Consider the following 15,786-nt stretch of genomic DNA (forward strand, 5'->3'; position numbering starts at 1 on the left):
AGCATCTGGCCTCAGAGGGTTGCATCGCCCCATGTAGCGCGAAGCCGCACTTGGTTGTTAGCTTGGTGCCCATAGGGCAAGATCTCATGCAGCACTCCTCGTCTGTATGAGGTTTTCCATTTGAAGATTTGAGAAGAGGTAGGAAATGAAAGTTTCTCGACGTTTGCCATCGGGCGTGCGGGGCAAGCCATGGCTCGCTGCGTTTTTCGCCCTATCGGTACTGGCCTCCGGGCTTGGTTTGGGCGGGGCTGCCTTAACGGCCCAAACCTCAAACGATGTCTCTGATCGTGACCAGGAAATAGCCGAGCAGGAAAACCAGTTGAACACCTTGCGCTGCCAGCTCGGCGTGGACACCGGCGTCGTGCCCGGCGGCTGTCCCGACTTCGAGCCCAGCCAACCCGGCCCTGCTCCCGACTCGCCGACCGCCGCCGACATCGCTGAGCGCGACGCACTGCTAGCCGAGCAGGCCAGCTTGTTGAACGCCTATCGCATGATGGAATCGGCCGATTCTGAGACCGGCGATTCCCCAGAAATGGCCGATTCGACGTCGATGTCCTCGGCAGAGCCCGCAATGCTGACCCGCGAGGGCCCCAACGGCGAGTTCGACCTGGTGAATGGCAACGCCATGCATGGGATATTGATTCCCCGCCTCGGTCCTTGGGCCAGCTCAGAGGTGTCCCCCGCGTTCAACGACGCCTCGGTGGTGTTCCGCTACACGGTACAGATGTACAGCGCGGCATTCGATGCGGTTGCGCCTTACGACGAGACCGCCGTGGGCATCTACTCCCGAATAGCGCGACGACCCGCTTCTGAGTCAGACGACAATCTGCTGCCCAACACCGCGGTAATGCACTCCATGTACCGCCTGATGCTGGATTTCGCCCCCCATCGGGCGGAGGAATGGCGCGCCATGCTCTCCGATCACGGGCTAGACCCTGACGACGATTCTGGAATGGACTGGCCCTGCGACAGCAGCGATCGCGCTGATGCCACTGCGGCGGCGATCGGCAACTTGGCGGCCCGCTGCACCCTAGACGCCCGCCGCGGCGATGGGTTCAACCAGTTTGGCGACATCAACGGCATGGCATGGCGAGACACCACCGGTTATGCGCCGGTCAACTCTCCCCAGGAGCTGAGCGATGCGTCGCGCTGGCAGCCCCTAATCGTGCCCCACACCGATGGCGTATTCAGATCGCAGGTGTTCGTGACTCCCCAGTGGGCCAACGTGGAGCCTTTCTCCGGCTTCAACCCCAGGGACTACCGGGTTGCGCCGCCCACAGAGAGCGATCACACCGACGCTGAGGCGTATCGGGCGCAGGCCCAAGAGGTGTTGGACGAGTCGGCGGGCCTTGACGATTACAAGAAGGAAATCGTCATGTTCTTCGACAACAAGCTGCGAGGGTCGCAGATCCTTCCCGACGTGAAGCACATAGTGGACATCGTGGACTTCATTCAGGTCTCCTTCTTGGTCGAGATGGCCTCCCACGATGTGGGCGTGGTGGTCTGGCAGGAGAAGCAGCGCTTCGACGCAGTGCGGCCTGTCACCGCAATCCACCTCCTGTTCGGTGACGAGAACGTCGATGCGTGGGGCGGTCCAGGCAAGGGCACCGTAAGCATGCCCGGCAGCTCTTGGCGAAGCTTTGCCGGCACCGCCGACCATCCCGAGTACCCGTCGGCCACCACCTCATTCTGCGGTGCCTACGCACAGGCATTGCGAAGGTACGCCGACGTCGAAGACGCCACTGGCGGATACCGGGGTATCCGGGCCGCCGGGTCGAACCCCATCGAGCGGGGCATCACCCCGGCCGAAGACGTCGAGATCAACTTCGAGACCTGGAGCGAATACGAGGAGGCCTGTGAGAACAGCCGAGTCTGGGGTGGAGTTCACTTCTGGCCATCGGTAGAGGTAGCGACGCCACTGGGCAACGAGATCGGCGACTTGGCCTACGATTACTGGGCCACGCTCATGGACGGCACGGCGCCTCTGCGTGAGCCGGCGATGCCGCTTCCGGCCGACCCCATGCTCGAAGAGCCCCACTGGACCGGTCGATAGAAGCCCAAAGGAGCAATTCATGGACGACCTGACCGCAAAAGTCCACAACATCGTGGCCGAGTCGCTCGACATCGAGGTGGACGAGGTGAGCGACGACTCGCTTCTGTACGACGATCTCGATGCCGACTCGCTCGACATCCTCGACATGAACTACCAGGTTCGCAAGGCGTTCGGAGTCGAGATGGCCGTTGCCCACATCCAGCGACACTTCGAGGAAGCCGGCATCCGGTGGCTCGACGAGAACGGCGGGGTCACCGAGGAGGGCCTTGCGGTGCTGAACGATTTCATGCCCGAGTTGGACGACGGCCGCATATCGGCCGGTGATCGGGTGGAGAACGTCTTCGTGGTGCTCAAGGTGGGCGATCTCGTAGCCCTGCTCCAGCGAGCGCTGGACGAGAATGGCTAGGGCACTGATCACCGGCCTGGGCGCGGTGTGCCCGGTGGGCTGGGGAATAGAGGAGTGCTGGCCAGCCGTTGTGGCGGGCCGATCGGGCACCGCCCGGCTGGAGATCGTCGAAGTGGGAGAAAACGACTGCAAGGTGGCGGGGCAGGTTCCCGCCCGCGACGGCGCCGGTTATGAGTCGTCGCCTCTGCGGCTGTTGGATTTCTACCGCTTCGCCGAAGCGGAGGCCCTCGAGCAGGCTGGACTGGAGCGGGACCGAGTTGTGGCTGACCCGCGGGCCAGGGCGGCGGTGGCCAGCCATGGTTTCGCCTGGAAGATCGACGAGTTCACGGCCGCATGCCGGGGTGAGACGGTGAGCGGAACCGACCTCTCGGGCTATGTGCGACGCCCCCAGGAGGCCGCCCACGAGGGCATTGGCGCTGACTTCGGCGACCGATATTCGGGCGTCACCACCGCCTGCTCGGCAGGCGGCGTGTCGGTGCTGGAAGCGGGCGAGATGGTGCGTTCCGGTTTGGCCGACATCGTGATAACCGGCGGCGTCGACGCCAACATAAACGAGGTCATCGTGGCCATCCATTCGCGGATGGGCGTGTTGACCAGGCACAACTCCACCCCGGAGACCGCCTCGAGGCCTTTCGACGTCACCCACGCCGGTTTCGTGATAGCCGAGGGTGCTGGGGTGATGGTGGTGGAGTCGGAGCGCAGCGCAGAAGCCCGCGGCGCCAAGCCCATTGCCGAGCTGGCCGGGTGGGGCACGGCGGTGTCGACCGGTCATCTCACGGCGGGCTCCGAGGGCGGCGAGATACAGGCCCTAGCCATGCAGAGAGCGTTAGACAGAGCGGGCGCTGCGGTTGATGAGGTGGATTACATAAACATGCACGGAACTTCCACCGAGGACAATGATCTGTCGGAGAGCGAGGGCGTGCGGAGGGTGTTCGGCGACGTGGCGCCTCCCGTGAGCTCCACAAAGGGGGTTACCGGGCATCTCCTCGGAGGTGCCGGCGCACTTGAGGCGGTGTTCGGCGCGATGGCCATCCACACCTCGACGCTTCCCCCCACCGCAAACCTCAACGAGGTTGATCCCCGGTGCAGCCTCGACGACTACATCGCCGACGGGGCCAGGCACGTCACTTGCCGGGGTGTGCTCTCCAACTCGTTCGGGCTGGCGGGCTCGAACGCCTCGCTGTTCTTGAGGCAGCCATGAGAGCCCTGGTTTCGACCTCGGCCAAGATCGGCTTCGGTACGCCTTTCGAGCTGAACCAGCGGGAGTTGGTTCCTTTCCGCCACGACCGGCGTTGCGTGGCAGATTTTGAACTGCTCACGTTGGCTTGCTTCAAGGAGTTGCTGGGCGATGGCGAAGAGGTGTCTGGGCGCGGCTGCGGTTTGTACTTCGCCGGGGCCAAGGACACCTTGCAGCTTGACATTGATTTTGCCGAAGAACTGGCCGAGAAGAGCGATCGGATTGCCGCGCTGACCGCCATGGCGGAAGGTCTGAACCCGCTGCTGCCGCTGCACAAGCTCTACAACATCGGGTTGTATCTGGCGGCCAAGGAAGGAATCGACTGCTGGCGGCATTGCCAGTACACCAACCACGACTACGCCGATCACAGTGCGGTGGCCGCCGCGGTGCGAGACGTGTGCACAGGCGCGGTTGAAGTGGGCTTTGCCGTCTTTGCCCAAGCCTCGGGCGGGTTCGAGCTGCCGTCGGAGTCGGTGGGCGCGGTCGGGGTTCGCGTGGTGCCCGGAGAAACAGGGGCCGATCCAGTGGAGCTGTTGGGACGCCCGCAGTCTGGGCTGCTGCTGGAGTTGGAGCGACTTCACTCCGCAGCGGGAGGGGCTGATTTGGTCGTTGAACTTCCCGACGGCGCTTCTTAACATGGTACGGCCTTGAGCGGATAGGTCAGTGCTGTGACGACCGAAGCGCCGAGGCCGACGGGGGTAATTCTCGGGGCGACAGGGGCCATAGGGGTGGCGGTATGCCAAGCGATGGCGCCGGACTGGAATTTGGTCGGCGTCAGCCGACGCGGCTTGTCGAAAGAACTGCTCGACATCGGAGTGGCAGAACTGCGGGTGGATATCACCACGCCTGATGCCGGTGATGAGGTGGTGGCCTGGCTGGACGACGCCGGTTTGGGCTGCGACGCGCTGGTGGCCACCTCGGGCATCCATGAGGTGGCGCTGTTGATCGAGTACCAGATGGAGTCGGTTGAGCGGATGCTCTCCGTGAACTTCCTCGGGCCATTGGCCGTGACGCGGGCGTTGTTGCCCGGGATGTTGGCCCGGCGGCGGGGGTCGATCGTGTGGGTGAGCTCGGTGCGGGGAGAACTCGGTGATCCAGGGCAGGTTGCCTACGCGGCGACCAAGGGAGCGATGAACTCAGCCGTGTACTCCTTGGCGCGCGAGGTGGGGCGGCGCAATGTCCGGGCCAATATCGTGGCGCCCGGTGTGGTCAAGTCTCCGATGACCGAAGTGCTGGCCCAGAGCTGGCAGGAATCACTCAAAGAGCGCAATCCCCTCGGCCGCATGGCGGACCCCGAGGAGGTGGCCGCAGTCATAAGCTGGCTGGCAGGGCCGGACAGCTCCTATGTGACCGGCACAATTGTCAACGTGGACTGCGGAGAGTCGGCGGCGGTGCTCAAAGAGCCGGCTGTATAACGAGCCAATTCGCCGCGAGCTGCACTCCGGTGTTGCTCGCGGCGGGGGGTTAAGCGGTCAGGCCGATTATTGCCACGGACAGATTCTCGCTCTAGATGGGTTAATGGCATCCACTGCAATAAATGACAAGGGGATATAGTGCGGCGGTGGACAAGTGGAGGGTGCCGGAGCCGGGTGGGATCGTGGATGCGGTCATGGCTGACGGAACCGCAATCACCGTGCGCAGGCACGGCAACCCCGACGGGCCGCGGCTGGTGCTGAGCCACGGATGCGGGCTGGCCGCCGACCTCTACTATCCGTACTGGTCGCGACTGACCGACCGTTTCGATGTCTGTATTTTCGACTTGCGGAGCCACGGTTGGAACCCCGCTAGCCCTATCGGCAGCTATAACGTCCCGACCCTGGTCGACGATAGCCAGGCCGTCATCGAGGCCATTTCATGCCACTGGGGGCCGAGGCCGTGCATTGGGGTGTTCCACTCTGTGTCCACCGTCATCGCGCTGACGCACCAGTACCGGAAGCCGGACTTCACCAGCTTGGTGCTGTTCGACCCGGCCTTCGAGCTGCCCGGAGACGGCAGCAAGCACTTGGACGAGGTGTGCCAGCGCCAGGCGAGGCGGGCTCGGCGCCGAAAGAACCATTTCGAGTCGCGCCACGAACTTGCCGAGATGCTGGGTCAGGCGCCGGCCTACTCTCGCATTTCGCCGAATACGCTGTCGCTGCTGTCGGAAGCCACGCTCCGGCCCGCGGAAGGCGGCGGATACGAGCTTCGCTGCCCCCCCGAGCACGAGGCCCAGCTCTACGAGTGGTATTTCGGCTTTGCCATGCAGGTGACCTACCTTTTGGACAGCTTCGACATCCCCCTAAAGGCCATAGGTGCCGACCCGACGGTTCAATACTCATTCCTGCCTGGCTTGGACCTGGGCGTATTGGCCAGATTCGACTACGACTTCATACCCGAGAAAACACATTTTCTCCAGCTTGAGGCCCCCGAGGAGTGCGCCGACCTGACGGTTGAGTTCCTCGAGCGCCGCGGACTGGCCTGAGGAGCACCACCATGGGCGAATTCACCGGAAAGCAGAATGAGTGACTACTATAGAAGAACATGATTGGCATTCAGGGTGCAAAAGTGTTTTCGGGTCGAGGCGATTCTGACTGACTTGTTATGACTAGAGAGTCCAAGCCCGCAAGCGGTACTTCAAAGAGCCACCCTGGCGGTGGCCCGCGCGTTGCTAGGAGCGTTTTCCGATTTGGCAAAGGCTCCCCACAAGACGGGTACTTGGGCCAGTTCTTCGGTGCCCATTTTGCCGAGTTGTATCTGATCTTCCGCGTGGGCTTCGCGGTCATGACCGCGATGCACGGCATCCAGAAGACCTTTCTGCTTTGGAACTTTCCCTCGGAGCAGGATTTGGACCCCTTGGTGGACATTGCCGGCTATGTCGAGTTGATCGCCGCAGTCATGATCGGCGTAGGCGTACTTACCCGGCTAGCGGCCGGGGCCATGATGTGCGTGACCGCGTCGGCCTTTTTCGTAATTCACCTGGAGCGGGGGCTTTGGCCCCATTACTGGAACCCGGATCATGGCTTCGACACTCTCCACCACGGTGGAGAGGTGGTGATAATGCACTTCTTGGGGGCGTGGGTCATTGGGATTCTCGGAAGCGGCAAGCGGGGGCTAGAGCGTCGTATAACGGGCAAGGAGCTCCTGTGAATCGCGCGTCCCGTCAGCTCGGCGGTTGAATGCCAGCCGCTAGTCCCAGAGGCGGCGGGCTCGGTGGGCGAGGTCGGCGTGGGCGGCGGTGAGGTCGCAGCCCAGGAGGTGGCCGTCTTGGACGACGGGGTTGCCGCCGACGTAGAGGTGGCGGACCCGGCGATCGGGGCCTAATACGAGTCCGGCCAGTGGGTCGACCACGTCGGCGATGTCGTCGCCGGGCCAAACGGCCAGGTCGGCAACCATGCCGGGCTCGATCCGGCCCAGCCGGTCGGACACTCCCAGGCAGGTCGCCCCGCCCGAGGTGCCCAGGCGGATGGCGTCGGCGGGCATGAAGGCGCTGGGGTCCTTGGCCCGCAGGCGGGCGGCATACAGCGATTGGCGCAGCTCGGGGAACAGGCCGCCCACCTCATTGGAGGCCACGCCGTCGACACCCAGCCCCACCGGCACTCCGGCGGCTTCCAGGTCGGTAACCCGGCAGGTGCCGGCGGCCAAACGGGCGTTGGACGAGGGGCAATGGGCCACTCCCACCCTGGCTGAGCCCAGCCGGGCGACCTCTTCGTCGTTGATCCAAATTCCGTGGGCCAGCCACACGTCGTCGCCCACCCAGCCCCAGTCGTCGAGCTGCTCCACCGGCCGGCGGCCGAAGCGCTCCAGGCAGTGCTCCTGCTCGTCGATGGTCTCGCACAGGTGAGTGTGGAGCCGCAGGCCGTGTTGTCGGGCCAGTGCGGCCGAAGCCTCCATCAGCTCAGAGCTGACTGAGAACGGGCTGCACGGCGCCACCACCACATGCACCATATTCCCGTCGTGGTGTTGGGCGATCACCCGCTCGGTGGAGGCCATGATGGAGTCCAGGTCTTCCACAACGTGGTCGGGGGGCAGGCCGCCCTGGGATTCCCCCAGGTCCATCGAGCCCCGGCTGAGGTGCAGGCGGATGCCCACCGTGGCGGCGACCTCGACGATGGCGTCGAACACTGCATCGTCGCCGTGGGGCACCAGATAGTGGTGGTCGGACGCGGAGGTGCAGCCGGTGACGGCCAGCTCACCCAGACCGACCAGAGCAGCGGCGGCCACGTCGTCCACCGTCAGCCGTCCCCACACCGGATACAGCTCCACCAGCCAGCCAAACAGGTCGCACCCCACCGCCCGACCTCGGGTCATCCACTGGTACAGGTGATGATGGGTGTTGAACAGACCGGCGGTGACGATGTCGCCGTCCACGTTGGCAGTGATATCGCCGGGCAGGGGCTCGATGGCTCCGACTTCGGCGATCAGACCGTCGGCGATGGCGATGTCGCCGGGCCAGCGAGCCCCCCGCAGCACCGTGCGTGCGGTCATCGCTGGGCTCCGGTGAACAACACCGCCGGCTTGGCCTCGGCGGGCGGATCGTCGCACAGCAGACCGGCCAGCCCGGCCGACCCAGTGGGGCTGACGTTGATTCCGGTAGCCGATCGGCCCACCTCGCAGGCTTCGGCCACCGCCGGTTCGGGCACCACCACCGGGTGGCCGCCGGTGGCTGCCATGGCCTCGGTGACCGCGGCCCAGTCGTAGGTCTCGTCATCGAGGATCCCGGTGGCCGCAGAGAATGGAGTCGGCGTCCACGGCCACATGACGGATGCCCGCTGCCGCCGGGCCTCGTCCAGCCCACCCAGTTCGGCGGTTCTGTCCCACGCCCGGGCCAGCGGAGCGCAACCCTCGGTCTGCACGGCAATAAGAGATGCGGAAGATCCGGCAATAGACAACCCCTGGGCTACCGACGCGGCCAGCGCCCCCCCGCCCACTTGGATGTACACCCGGTCAATGTCTGGAGCCTGTTCCGCCAGCTCATACCCCAGCGTTCGGCCCCCGTCGATGGTGTAACCGTTGTCCGGCCCCTGACAGCCGAAGGGAACCGCGCCAGCGCGGACCGCCTCCCTAAAGCGGAGATAGGAAGGGTCGCCCTCCTCCCCGTCGACACGAGGGCAGAACTCCACCGTCGCGTCCAGCTCCCGCAGCCGGGCCACCACCGCGGCTTCAGCAACCTCGGGCACATAAACGGTGAGTGGCCAACGCTCAGCGGCAGCCACCACCGCCGCCGCCACCGCGGCGTTGCCACACGAGGCAATAGCCAGCGGAGGCCGGTCAGCATCAGCACCAGCCCGACGCTCCCGCACCAGCAAATGCAGCATCAGCCCAAACGTATGCCGAGCCTTGTGCGACCCCGACACGTTGTTTGTCTCGTCCTTGATGGTGATGCTCCGCCCGCCGATCAGAGCCTCCGAATAGGGAGTTATCTCAAACCCGTGGCCGTCTACTCCAGCCACCGCGGCATCAAGCTTGCCCACCCGATCCACAAACCAGCCATCATCCACGGCCTCAACCCGCGACCGCAGCATCCGCCGATAGCGCACAAACGGCTGCTGGCTGCTCTCGTCCACCGACCACTCCGGCATAGGCAGGCTCAGAACGTGGTCGGAGGCGTCTTCGCCTCGCTGGGAACAAGACCAGCCGTCGTAGGCCGCTGCGGCCCCACATGTGCAGGCCAAGCCCTGGTTCGTCACTGGGCGACGCGGGCGTTGAAGTCGGCGATCAGCTCGTCCCACACCGGCACCAGATCGCGAAGGGCCAGCCAGAACGACTGATCCCGCCGGGCGTCGAAGTGGGCCAGATCCACCCCCTGTTGCTCCACCCAGGTGAAGTACCCCAGGTTGAACACCCGATCTCGGTCGCGGTCGCTGAGCTTCAGCAGGTGGTCGGTGTCCACGCCGTTGAGCCAGCGGTCGGCTACCGCAGTGGCCTCGGCGGCGCCGAAATCGCCGCCGAACACGGAGGCGATGGTCTTGGCCCGCTCCGAGCCGTACAGAGCGGCCCCGTCGGTGGCCACCGTCACCATCACGTCGTCGGGGCCGCAGCCCAGCGCCCGGGCCAGCTTGGCCGAGGCCAGCAGGTTGCAGATGGACGACAGTCCCAAGTCGTCGAGGTGGTCGATCACGTCGTCGCCCACCCCCCGTTGAGACAGAAGCGCCCGCCCCTCCGGTGTTGAGAACAGCACCCCCAGCTCATCGGTGGCCTGATCCGACACCGCCACCACCACATCGGTGTTGGTCACGTTGTGGATCAGCGGGACGTGCTTGTCGCCGATGCCCTGGATGTTGTGCTCGCCGTAGCCGTTGTACAGCAGCGTGGGGCATTCCAGCGCCTCCACCACCGCGATGGCCGACCCGTGGCGCTCCTTGAGGGGGTCGCCTGCCCCCAGCGTCCCGGCCGAGCCCGAGGCGGCGGTGAATCCGGCCAGCCGGGCCGCCGGGTGTCCTGCGGTGTAGTGCTCGAGCACCCGCTCCACTGCGGCCGCGGTGGCGGTCACATGGCCCAGGTGGTTGCCGTACTCGCAGAACTGGTTGAGGATTACGTTGGCCTCGTCGGCAGCCAACGCGGCGCAGGCGTCGTAGATCTCCTTCACGTTGCTCTCCGAGCCGGGGGTGCGGATCACGTCGGAGGGGTCCGACGTCCACCGGTCAAGCCATTCGAAGCGCTCGGCCGACATCCCCTCGGGCAGCACGGCTACCCCCCGGCAGCCCATGATTGTGGAGATGGCGATGCCGCCCCGGGCGTAGTTGCCGGTAGACGGCCACACCGCCCGGTTCTCGGTGGGGTCGAACTGCCCCGTGACCAGCCGGGGGGCCAAACAGGAGTAGGCGGCCAGCACCTTGTGGGCGCCGATCATCGGGAACCGGTTGCCCAGTAGCATAATTATGGGCGACTCCACCCCCGACAGCGCCGGGGGGATCACCACATGCTCGGGCACCGAGGCCCGCCCAGCCCGCGATGCATCGTTGAACCAGTTGACCCGCCACAGGTTGGCGGCGTCGGCCGCGTCGGGACCGACCCCGGCAAACCCGCCATCAGCCGCGGGGGGGTCGGCTAGCTCAGCGAAGGTGGGCAGTCGGATCCCCACCTGGCGGCACCGTTCGACCGCCCGGTCGCGAACAGTGGCGTTGACCACCTCGGTTTCGAGGCCGAAGCCCTCGGGGATGCTGGAAAAAGCAGTCACGGCAAAACCTGTCGAATCGGAGTTGTATGGGAACGATGCCAAGAACCTGGCACTTGCGTCAGAGTTACAGGCTACTCTCTATGGGTTGGCTTATAGAGCCGTTCCAAGGAGGGAAACATGGCTAGGAAGTTCTTGCTGAAGCTGCTGGTGGCTGTGACGGCGTTGACGTTGGTCGCAGTGGGTTGCGGCAACGACGACGACGCTGCTCCAGAGCCAGCACCCACTCAGGCGCCCACCGAGGCACCAGCCCCAGAACCCACAGAGGCGCCTGAGCCTGAGCCCACCGAGGCCCCCATGGATGACGAGGTTGTCGCCGCGTTCGTGTATGTCGGACCCGTGGGCGATGCGGGCTGGACATGGGCCCATGACCAGGGCCGTCGTCTTGCCGAGCAGCAGACCGGGGCCACCACCCTGTTCGTGGAGAACATCCCCGAGGTCGCTGAAGACTTCAGGGCGGTGGTAGTCGACTTCATCGAGAACGAGGGGGCCGACGTCGTATTCGCCACCTCGTTCGGCTACATGGACCCGATGGAGGAGTTGGCCGGCGAGTACCCCGACGTGGTGTTCGAGCACGCCAGCGGGTTCAAGATGAACGACACCAACTTCGGCAACTTCTTCGGCCGCATGTACCAGCCCCGCTATCTGTCGGGGATGGCTGCCGGCGCCATGACCGAGGCCGACCAGATCGGCTATGTGGCCGCGTTCCCGATTCCCGAGGTGCTGCGAGGCATCAACGCCTTCACCCTGGGTGCGCAGCGCACTAACCCCGATGTGGAAGTTCACGTCAACTGGACCTTCACCTGGTTCGACCCGGCTATCGAGGGCGATGCCGCCACCGCGCTATTGGAGGCCGGTGCCGACGTGATTGCCATGCACCAGGACTCCACCGCGCCTGGTCTGGCCGCTCAGGAGGCAGGGGCCCGCTGGGTGTCGTACAACTCCGATATGAGCGCCTTCGCACCCGATGCCTTCATCACTGCACCGGTGTGGAACTGGGGTCCGTACTACGCCCGCATCATTGAAGCCGTGCGCGACGGCAGCTATGTCCCGGGGGCCTACTGGGGCGGCATGGACGACGAGATTGTCACCCTGGCGCCCGCGGCCGACGATGTGCCCGACGAGGTGATAGCCGAAGTTCTCGAGGTGTGGGACGAGATCGTCGCAGGCACATGGGACGTGTTCACTGGTGAGATCCGCGATCAGGACGGCAACGTTGTGGTGGCCGAAGGCGAGACCATGGACGACGGCGCCATGCTGGGCATGTCCTTCTTCGTCGAAGGTGTCGTCGGCGACGCCGACCCGTCTTGATCTGAGCCGGGGACTTCCCGTAATTGGAAGTGGCATCTGCCGATGCCGATCATGCGGTCTGGCTCCGGGGAATTGAGAAGCAGTTCCCCGGAGTGATCGCCTGTGCCGGGGCCGACCTGAAGGTCCGCCCCGGCACTATTCACGCGCTCCTGGGCGAAAACGGTGCCGGCAAGACCACTATGGCCAACGTGCTGGCCGGTGTGTACCGGCCAGAAGGCGGTGAGGTGTGGGTTAGCGGCAAGCGCCAAGCCTTCCGATCTCCCGCCGACGCCATCGCCGCCGGCGTGGGCATGGTCTACCAAGAGTTCCGACTGGTTCCCACCCTGACCGTGGCCGAGAACATCGTGCTGGGTGCCGCGCCCCGGCTGCTGAGGGAATCCGAGACCGAGGAGCGGGTGGCAGAGCTGTCGGCGACCTACGGTTTGGCCGCCGACCCCACCCGCCCGGTGTGGCAGCTCTCTATGGGCGAGCGCCAGCGGGTGGAGATCCTCAAAGCCCTGTGGCGCAATGCCTCGGTCCTGGTCATGGATGAGCCCACCGCGGTGCTGACCCCCGGTGAGGCCGCCGAGTTGGGGGCCACGCTGCGGGCCATGGCCGAAGAGGGCCGCTCGGTCATCTACATCAGCCACAAGCTGGACCAGGTGGTGGCCTTCTGCGATGAGGCCACCGTGTTGCGCCGAGGCAAAACCGTGGCCACAGTGGAAGATTTGGACGACGTGGACTTGGCGCAATTGGCCGAGCTGATGGTGGGGTCGTCAGAAAGCGGATTTGTGGATCGCCCTCTCACCGCCGAGACCGGTCCCGAGGTGTTGCGCCTGCAAGGAATCAGCGCTCAGAACGATCGAGGACTGCCCGCGCTGACCGACATTGAATTGACCGTTCACTCCGGTGAGATCGTGGGCATTGTCGGAGTGTCGGGCAACGGCCAGAAGGAGCTGGCCGAGGTCATCACCGGACTGCGCACGCCCACTGAGGGTCGGGTCACGGTCAAGTCTCGGGACGTCACCGCAGCGTCGCCCGCTGATCGCTATCGCTTGGGTCTGGCCTATGTGCCCGAAGACCGCCTCGGAGTGGGGTTGGCCCCCAAGATGTCGGTGGTGGACAACTCGGTGGTGCGCTCGTATAGATATCAGCGAAGGGGCATGTTCTTGTCGATGTCGAAGTGCATCGAGTTCTGCCAGGGCTTGGTCGAGAGGTTTGCGGTGCGGGTGGGCCGGCTGAACGATCCTATAGCCGGCCTGTCGGGAGGGAATCTTCAGCGGCTGCTGCTGGGCCGGGAGTTGGCCGAGCAGCCCTCGGTGTTGGTGGCAGCCCAGCCTTCTCGGGGCTTGGACGTGCAGGGGGTGGCCGCCATCCAGGGCCATCTGGTGGAACAGCAGGCCGACGGCGTGGGGGTGCTTTTGATCTCTGAGGATCTCGACGAGCTGCTGGCCCTGTCCGACCGACTGCTTGTGATGTTTGAAGGCCGGATAGTGGGGGAGTACGGCCCCGACGTGACCCCGAGAACGATCCTGGGCGCGGCCATGGCCGGGAGGCCTCCCGCGTGATCCGCCCAGTTCTTGTCCGACGCGACCGGGTGGTGCCCGCCACTCAGGCGGTGGGCTTTTTTGTCGGCATCGTGGTGGCGCTGATCTTGGGTGCGATCTTGCTATTGGTGTCCGACCACAGCCCGGCCGAGGTGTACGAGCGGATGTTCGACTCCGCGCTCAGGGGAACCGATTCGCTGTCCCGCACTTTGGAGCGGGCCACGCCGCTGGCCCTAGCCGGCTTGTCGGTGGCGGTAGCGGGATCGATGGGGCTGTGGAACATCGGGGCTGAGGGTCAGATGATGGCCGGCGCTACCGTCGCCACCGGAGTGGCCATGTTGGCCGACGGGCTCTCGGGTCCGCTTCTCATAGCGGTGATGATGGCGTCGGGCATTGCCGGGGGGATGGTGCTGATGATCGGCCCGGCCCTGGCCCGATCCCATCTTCGGGTGAGCGAGATCATTACCACCCTGATGCTGGTGTATGTGGCTATCCGGGTGGTGGAGTGGCTGGAGACCGGCCCGTGGAAGGATCCCGAGTCATTCGGCTTCGCGGTCATAGAGCCGGTACCCGAGCAGGCTTCGTTGCCTGGTTTATTCGGCCGGGCCAACATCGGGGTGCTGATCGCTCTGGGACTTCTCATCGTCTTCTCGCTGGCCGTGTCCCGCACGGCGTGGGGCTATGAGCTGCGCCTAGCCGGGTCGTCGCCCGACACCGCCCGCTACGCCGGAATCTCCATGCGGCGCAAAGTGCTGACGGCGCTGCTGCTGTCGGGGGGAATAGCCGGCCTGGCCGGGGCAGTGCAGCTCACAGGATCGGCCACTCGCCTCGAATCAGGCTTGTCCAATGGCTACGGATTCGCCGGGATCATCGTGGCCGCGCTGGCCCTCATGCGCCCCTCGGGGGTGGCGGTGGTGGCCTTTGTGTTCGGGGCGGTGCAAGTGGGGGGCCAGAGCATCCAGACCTTGGGAGTCAGCTCGGCCATCTCCGACATCTTGCAGGCCATGATCCTGTTCGGGGCTCTGGTGGCGGTGGTGTTCTTCAACTACCGGATTCGCTGGGTCGGTTTTTCCGGCGATTCAGCGGACGACCACCACGAAGAGCCCGATCTCGCTGAGGAAGTTGCCTGATGTCTGAAGCGGCAATAGTCGGCCTGTTCGTGGCCACCGTGCAGTTCGGCACGCTGGTGTTCTTGGCCGCGCTGGGAGAGCTGATCGCCGAGCGGGCTGGTGTGCTCAACCTCGGGGTCGAGGGGATGATGACCATGGGTGCGGTGAGCGGGTTCATGGTCGGGTTGGAAACCGGGAGTCCATGGGCCGCATTCTTCGCCGCGGCCGCAGTCGGCGGGCTGGTGGGCGGATTCCACGCCCTGGTGAGCGTGGTGTTGGGGGCTGATCAAGTGGTTTCGGGATTGGCCCTCACCATTGGCGGGCTGGGGCTGGCCGCCTATGTGGGCCGCAACGTGGTGGGTGAGCGTCCCGAGACCCAGTTCACCGATCTGGGGATAGCCGGGCTGGCCGACATTCGCTGGTTCGGCGACATCTTTTTCAACCAGCCGCCGGTGGTCTACCTGACGGTGCTATTGGGGCTGGCTGTTTGGTTCGTGCTGTCGCGCACCCGGTTGGGTTTGGCCCTGCGGGCAGTGGGCGAATCAGCGCCCACCACTGATACCGCCGGCCATTCGGTGGTGGCGCTGCGGTCGGCCGCGGTCATGGCCGGCGGGGCATTCGCCGGAGCGGCCGGAGCGTTCCTGTCGCTGTACATGGCACCCGGGTGGACCGAGGGAATGGTGGCCGGACGGGGGTGGATAGCGGTGGCCCTGGTGATATTCGGGGCGTGGCGACCAGGGCGGCTTGCCCTGGGTGCCCTGCTGTTCGGCTTCACTCTGGCCCTTCAACCCCGATTGCAGACCTTCGATCTCGAGATCTTGGGAGTGGATGTCAGCAGCATCTCGCCGGCGCTCTTGGGCATCTTGCCCTTCGTGCTCACCGTGACGGTACTGGTGATCATCAGCTGGCGCTACCGGCACCGCCCGTCGGTGGCGCCCGCCGCCTTGGGCATCGCCTACCGCCGAGAAGAGCGCTGAGTCAGTTGCCGCCC

The 15,786-nt window shown here is 65.2% G+C and carries 14 protein-coding genes; 11 read left to right on the plus strand and 3 right to left on the minus strand.

Annotated features, from left to right (window positions below; translation table 11 throughout):
• The first annotated feature begins 145 nt into the window (after window positions 1-145).
• The 7 genes from ACOGXA_RS16685 to ACOGXA_RS16715 all read left to right on the plus strand — a co-directional run bounded on the left by ACOGXA_RS16685 (window position 146) and on the right by ACOGXA_RS16715 (window position 6,822).
• Window positions 146-2,053 (plus strand): DUF6851 domain-containing protein, encoded by a 1,908-nt coding sequence (locus tag ACOGXA_RS16685; protein ID WP_419924975.1) that lies wholly within the window; start codon window positions 146-148, stop codon window positions 2,051-2,053.
• A 19-nt stretch (window positions 2,054-2,072) separates the two neighbouring features.
• Window positions 2,073-2,459 (plus strand): phosphopantetheine-binding protein, encoded by a 387-nt coding sequence (locus tag ACOGXA_RS16690; protein WP_419924976.1) that lies wholly within the window; start codon window positions 2,073-2,075, stop codon window positions 2,457-2,459.
• On the plus strand, window positions 2,452-3,660 hold the full coding sequence (locus ACOGXA_RS16695) for a beta-ketoacyl-[acyl-carrier-protein] synthase family protein (protein WP_419924977.1): 1,209 nt from the start codon (window positions 2,452-2,454) through the stop codon (window positions 3,658-3,660). The genes ACOGXA_RS16690 and ACOGXA_RS16695 overlap by 8 nt, the downstream gene beginning before the upstream one ends.
• Window positions 3,657-4,331 (plus strand): hypothetical protein, encoded by a 675-nt coding sequence (locus ACOGXA_RS16700; protein WP_419924978.1) that lies wholly within the window; start codon window positions 3,657-3,659, stop codon window positions 4,329-4,331. Before ACOGXA_RS16695 ends, ACOGXA_RS16700 begins: the two co-directional genes overlap by 4 nt.
• 33 nt (window positions 4,332-4,364) lie before the next feature.
• A complete protein-coding gene (locus ACOGXA_RS16705) occupies window positions 4,365-5,111 on the plus strand; it encodes an SDR family NAD(P)-dependent oxidoreductase (protein ID WP_419924979.1) in 747 nt (248 codons plus the stop codon).
• Window positions 5,112-5,257: 146 nt separating this feature from the next.
• Complete coding sequence (locus tag ACOGXA_RS16710) at window positions 5,258-6,157, plus strand: alpha/beta fold hydrolase (RefSeq protein ID WP_419924980.1); 900 nt, start codon at window positions 5,258-5,260, stop codon at window positions 6,155-6,157.
• 119 nt (window positions 6,158-6,276) lie between these two features.
• Complete coding sequence (locus ACOGXA_RS16715) at window positions 6,277-6,822, plus strand: DoxX family protein (RefSeq protein WP_419924981.1); 546 nt, start codon at window positions 6,277-6,279, stop codon at window positions 6,820-6,822.
• Between the two features lie 39 nt (window positions 6,823-6,861).
• Here ACOGXA_RS16715 and ACOGXA_RS16720 read toward each other — a convergent pair whose 3' ends face one another.
• The 3 genes from ACOGXA_RS16720 to ACOGXA_RS16730 are packed head-to-tail and all read right to left on the minus strand — an operon-like array spanning window position 6,862 to window position 10,852.
• The gene (locus ACOGXA_RS16720; RefSeq protein WP_419924982.1) at window positions 6,862-8,160 is read right to left on the minus strand and encodes an 8-oxoguanine deaminase; all 1,299 of its coding nucleotides are present in this window, start codon (window positions 8,158-8,160) and stop codon (window positions 6,862-6,864) included.
• Window positions 8,157-9,362 carry a PLP-dependent lyase/thiolase gene (locus ACOGXA_RS16725; RefSeq protein WP_419924983.1) on the minus strand — a complete coding sequence of 402 codons (1,206 nt, stop codon included), beginning with the start codon at window positions 9,360-9,362 and terminating at the stop codon, window positions 8,157-8,159. The genes ACOGXA_RS16720 and ACOGXA_RS16725 overlap by 4 nt, the downstream gene beginning before the upstream one ends.
• Entirely contained in the window at window positions 9,359-10,852 is a 1,494-nt protein-coding gene (locus ACOGXA_RS16730; RefSeq protein ID WP_419924984.1) for a pyridoxal-phosphate dependent enzyme, read from the minus strand. The genes ACOGXA_RS16725 and ACOGXA_RS16730 overlap by 4 nt, the downstream gene beginning before the upstream one ends.
• Before the next feature lie 117 nt (window positions 10,853-10,969).
• Between ACOGXA_RS16730 and ACOGXA_RS16735 the strand changes: the two genes are divergently transcribed.
• Genes ACOGXA_RS16735 through ACOGXA_RS16750 form a run of 4 tightly spaced genes read left to right on the plus strand, consistent with a single transcriptional unit; the run spans window position 10,970 to window position 15,772 of the window.
• The gene (locus ACOGXA_RS16735) at window positions 10,970-12,160 is read left to right on the plus strand and encodes a BMP family ABC transporter substrate-binding protein (RefSeq protein WP_419924985.1); all 1,191 of its coding nucleotides are present in this window, start codon (window positions 10,970-10,972) and stop codon (window positions 12,158-12,160) included.
• A gap of 29 nt (window positions 12,161-12,189) precedes the next feature.
• Entirely contained in the window at window positions 12,190-13,707 is a 1,518-nt protein-coding gene (locus ACOGXA_RS16740) for an ABC transporter ATP-binding protein (RefSeq protein ID WP_419924986.1), read from the plus strand.
• Window positions 13,704-14,816 (plus strand): ABC transporter permease, encoded by a 1,113-nt coding sequence (locus ACOGXA_RS16745; protein ID WP_419924987.1) that lies wholly within the window; start codon window positions 13,704-13,706, stop codon window positions 14,814-14,816. Before ACOGXA_RS16740 ends, ACOGXA_RS16745 begins: the two co-directional genes overlap by 4 nt.
• A complete protein-coding gene (locus tag ACOGXA_RS16750) occupies window positions 14,816-15,772 on the plus strand; it encodes an ABC transporter permease (RefSeq protein WP_419924988.1) in 957 nt (318 codons plus the stop codon). Before ACOGXA_RS16745 ends, ACOGXA_RS16750 begins: the two co-directional genes overlap by 1 nt.
• The last annotated feature ends 14 nt before the right edge of the window (window positions 15,773-15,786 follow it).

The sequence above is a fragment of the Candidatus Poriferisocius sp. genome, assembly GCF_965208475.1.
GTDB lineage: Bacteria > Actinomycetota > Acidimicrobiia > Acidimicrobiales > Bin134 > Poriferisocius.